Origin of the sequence: Actinosynnema sp. NPDC002837 (assembly GCF_040295345.1) — a bacterium.
Taxonomy (GTDB): domain Bacteria; phylum Actinomycetota; class Actinomycetes; order Mycobacteriales; family Pseudonocardiaceae; genus Actinosynnema.
In genome coordinates, this window is record NZ_JBEOVG010000189.1 from 1 (window position 1) to 3942 (window position 3942).

Consider the following 3942-nt stretch of genomic DNA (forward strand, 5'->3'; position numbering starts at 1 on the left):
GGGCGGGCTGCGGCCTCCGACCCTCTTCGCCCGTGCGTGTTCGGTCGCGGCTCCTGCTCCTTACCCTTCCTTCGTGGACCCCGCCCCCGCCCGGGCGGGGCGGCCCCGCGGGGCCGCCCCCCCCACGGCCGCGCGGGAGCGGGGTCCGCCGGCGCCCGCGCGGCGGCCACCCGGGTCAGCAGGCCCCCGTCACGTGTCCCCTGGTCAGCGGCAGGCGCTGCTTGGTCGTGTCGTCGGCCGGGACGTAGACCTCGATCCGCATCCCGCGCATCGACGCCACCTCCAGCTCGTTGATCGAGAACGCCATGTCGCCCGCGTCGCGGTTGGACAGCTTGCGGATGCGGACCTCCGGCTCGGCGACCTCGTGCCGCGCCCACAGCTCCGCGAACTCGTCGCTGAGCGCGAGCAGCCGCCGGATGTCCTCCTCCCACTCCGGGTCGCCCACGTGGCGGGCGTAGTCGGCGCGCAGGCGGGCCACCGTGTAGGGCACTTCCTCGTCGTAGTTGAGCAGCTTCTGCCTGGCGGTGGGCTCGGTCAGGTGGCACCACAGCATGTTGCGGTGCACGCACGGCATCGAGTGCCACTGCCACAGCAGGTCGGCGTGCGCGTCGTTGGCCAGGATCACGTCGTACCGGGCGTTGATCAGCGTCGCGGGCAGCGGGTCCAGGCCCCGCAGCACCGCCCGGATCTCGTCGGGGATCTTCGTCGCCGTCGTGCCGACGCGCTGAGGGGTAGCCTCGGCGAGGTGGTACAGGTGCCAGCGCTCGGTCGCGTCCAGCCGGAGGGTGCGCGCGACCGCGTCGAGCACCTGCGCGCTGACGTTGATCGACCTGCCCTGCTCCATCCAGGTGTACCAGGTGACCCCCACACCGGCGAGCAGCGCTACCTCCTCGCGGCGCAGGCCCACGGTGCGCCTGCGCGTTCCCGGCGGCAGCCCGACGTCCTCCGGGCTCAACCTCGCGCGGCACGCCCGGAGGAACTGCCCGAGTTCGGCTCGGCGACGTTCCTGCACCGTCGCCGCGGTCTCGACGCTCATCAACCCCATCCTCACGCTGTGCCTCCACGGCTTCGCACAGCGTAGTTCATGGTAGTACCAGTAACAGTGTTCGCGGGCTCTACCCGTGTGCTCGCCCGAACCGCCACAGTGGCCGCATGACAACCCAACCAGCCACTTCCTCGCCCGCGCAGGAAGTCTCGGGCAAGCACCCGTGGGGGATGTTGACGGTACTGCTGCTGGGCCAGTTCATGGCCCTGCTGGACGTCACGATCGTCAACGTCGCCATGCCCACCATCGGCGTCGACCTCAACGCGTCCGGCGCCTCCCTGCAACTGGTCGTCGGCGGCTACACCGTCGCGTACGCGATGCTGCTGATCACCGGCGCCCGGCTGGGCGACCTGCACGGCAGGCGCCGCATGTACCTGATCGGCGCCATCGGCTTCACCGTGGCGTCGCTGGTCTGCGGTATCGCACCGTCCACGCTCGTGCTGATCATCGCCCGGTTCGTCCAGGGCGCCGCGGCGGCCGTCATGGTGCCGCAGATCATGAGCGTCATCCAGATGCGGTTCACCGGCCAGGCCCGGGCCAAGGCGCTCAGCGCGTACGGCGCGGTGCTGTCGGTCGGCGCGGTGGCGGGCATGATCCTCGGCGGCGTCATCGTCAACGCCAACATCGCGGACCTGACCTGGCGGCCGGCGTTCCTGGTCAACGTGCCGATCGGCATCGCCCTGGCGCTGCTGGTGCCGAAGCTGATGGAGGCCGACGCGCCGCGCGGCACCCGCAAGCTCGACCCGGTGGGCCTGGCCATCTCGGTGCCCGCGGTGTTCCTGATCGTGCTGCCGCTGGTGCTCGGCCACGAGGCCGGCTGGCCCGCGTGGACGTTCATCTGCGTGGCGCTGGGCCTCGTGCTCGCGGTCGTGTTCGTGGTCGTGGAGAAGCGCATCGGCGCCCGCGGCGGCGACCCGCTGCTGAACCTGGACGTGTTCAAGGCCGCCAGCATGGGCACCGGCGTGTCCACCCTGCTGCTCAACCAGATCGCCTACGGCGGCTTCCTGTTCGCCTTCGCGCTGCACCTGCAGCAGGGCCTCGGCGACTCCGCGCTGTTCGCGGGTCTGACGTTCACGCCGATGGCCGCCGCGTTCGGCCTGGTGGGCTTCTTCTGGCGCAAGCTGCCCCCGCGCATCCACCACCTCGTGCCGACCATCGGCATGGTGCTGTGCATCCTCGGCTACGTCGGCATCGCCGCGAGCGCGCAGAGCGACCCGCACGGCGCGCTGATGTGGATCTCGGTCGTGGTGGTCGGCGGTGGCGTCGGCTTCGCGTTCAGCCCGCTGCTGGTGCTGTCGCTGGTGCAGGTGCCGATGCAGAAGGCCGCGGACGCCAGTGGTCTGCTGACCACGACCATGCAGCTCGGCCAGGTGACCGGCATCGCCGTGTTCGGCAGCCTCTTCCTGACCCTGGCCGGACGTCCGCTGACGCCCGAGTCCTCGTCGGACGCCACCACGAGCACGTTCACCTACCTGGCGATCCTGGCCGCGGTCGCCGTCGTCGCGGCCGTCTTCCTCGCCCGCACGGTGGCCCAGGCCAAGCGCGCCGCCGCCGCGGCGGCGTGACGAGGAGTGGGCCCGGTCCCGAGTGAGGAGGTCGCCGTGACCACAGCGGAACGGGGCGCGGTCGCGGCGGCCGCGCACCTCATGAGCTACCCCGCTCCGCGGACCTGTCCGTTCGAGCCGCCGCCGGAGTACGCCCGGCTGCGGGCCCAGGAGCCGGTGAGCCGGGTCCAGCTCACCGACGGCAGCATCGCGTGGCTGGTGACGCGGCACCGGGACGCCCGGTTCGTGCTGTCGGACCCGCGGTTCGCCTCGGACCGCCGCCACCCGGCGTTCCCGCTGCGGACGTCGGGTGGCGCGGCGGGCGCCGAGCCCCCGCCGCTGCTCGCCGCGGACGGCGACCGGCACGCGGAGGCCCGCGGCTCGGTCGGCGGCGAGTTCACCGCCGACCACGCCGGGCTGCTGCGACCGCGCGTCCAGGAGATCGTCAACGGGTGCGTGGACGCGATGCTGGCCGCCGGGGAACCGGTCGACCTGGTGGGGGCGTTGGCGCTGCCGGTGCCCGCGCTGGTCATCGGCGAGCAGTTGGGCGTCCCGCCCGAGGAGCACGTCCTGTTCCAGGAGCTGACCGCCCGGTTGGCGCGCGCCGGCGCGGACGAGGAGCAGCACGGGGCGGCCACCGCCGCGCTGCGCTCCTACCTGGCCGACCTGGTGGCCCGCAAGGAACGCGTGCCCGGTGAGGACCTGCTGAGCAGGCAGCTCCGCACCCGGCGCGAGCGGCACGGCGAGGTGGACCGCGACGCCCTGGTCGACCTCGCCCGGCTGCTCGTGGTGGCCGGGCACGAGCCGACCGCCGGGATGATCTCCCTGGCGGCGCTGGCGCTGATGCGCGACCCCGACCGGGTGGCCGGCCTGCTCGCGCACCCGGAGCGGGTGCCGGGCGCGGTGGAGGAGCTGCTGCGCTACTTCACGGTCGTCGAGCACTTCACCGCGCGGGTGGCCGTCGCGGACGTCGAGGTGTCGGGCGTGCCGGTGCGCCGGGGTGAGGCGGTGATCGTGTCCGGGGCCGCGGCCGATCGCGACGAGGCGGCGTTCGCCGACCCCGACCGGCTCGACCTGACCCGCGACGCGCGGCGCCACCTGGCGTTCGGGTTCGGCCCGCACCAGTGCCTGGGGCAGCACGTGGCCCGGGTGCAGTTGCAGGTCGTCCTGGAGACCCTGTTCCGGCGCGTCCCGGGGCTGCGGCCCGCCGTCGCGTTCGAGGACCTGGAGTTCAAGCACGACGCGCGCTCCTACGGCTTGCGCGAGCTGCCCGTCACCTGGTGAGCCGGGCGCGGCCACGAGCCCCCGGGGCGCGCCCCGCCCCGGCCCCGCCGAAGCCCCGAAAGGGAGAGC

The 3942-nt window shown here is 73.4% G+C and carries 3 protein-coding genes; 2 read left to right on the forward strand and 1 reads right to left on the reverse strand.

All coding sequences use genetic code 11. The features are described 5' to 3' along the window. Nucleotides 1-175: 175 nt before the first annotated feature. Nucleotides 176-1036: a helix-turn-helix transcriptional regulator gene (locus tag ABTZ99_RS44695; RefSeq protein WP_498777229.1), complete on the reverse strand. Its 861-nt coding sequence runs from the start codon at nucleotides 1034-1036 to the stop codon at nucleotides 176-178. Nucleotides 1037-1152: 116 nt separating this feature from the next. On the opposite strand from ABTZ99_RS44695, the gene ABTZ99_RS44700 reads away from it, so the two are divergent. Both ABTZ99_RS44700 and ABTZ99_RS44705 read left to right on the forward strand, forming a co-directional pair. Then, nucleotides 1153-2610 carry an MFS transporter gene (locus ABTZ99_RS44700; RefSeq protein WP_498777231.1) on the forward strand — a complete coding sequence of 486 codons (1458 nt, stop codon included), beginning with the start codon at nucleotides 1153-1155 and terminating at the stop codon, nucleotides 2608-2610. Nucleotides 2611-2646: 36 nt separating this feature from the next. Next, on the forward strand, nucleotides 2647-3873 hold the full coding sequence (locus ABTZ99_RS44705) for a cytochrome P450 (protein ID WP_499619239.1): 1227 nt from the start codon (nucleotides 2647-2649) through the stop codon (nucleotides 3871-3873). Nucleotides 3874-3942 lie beyond the last annotated feature (69 nt).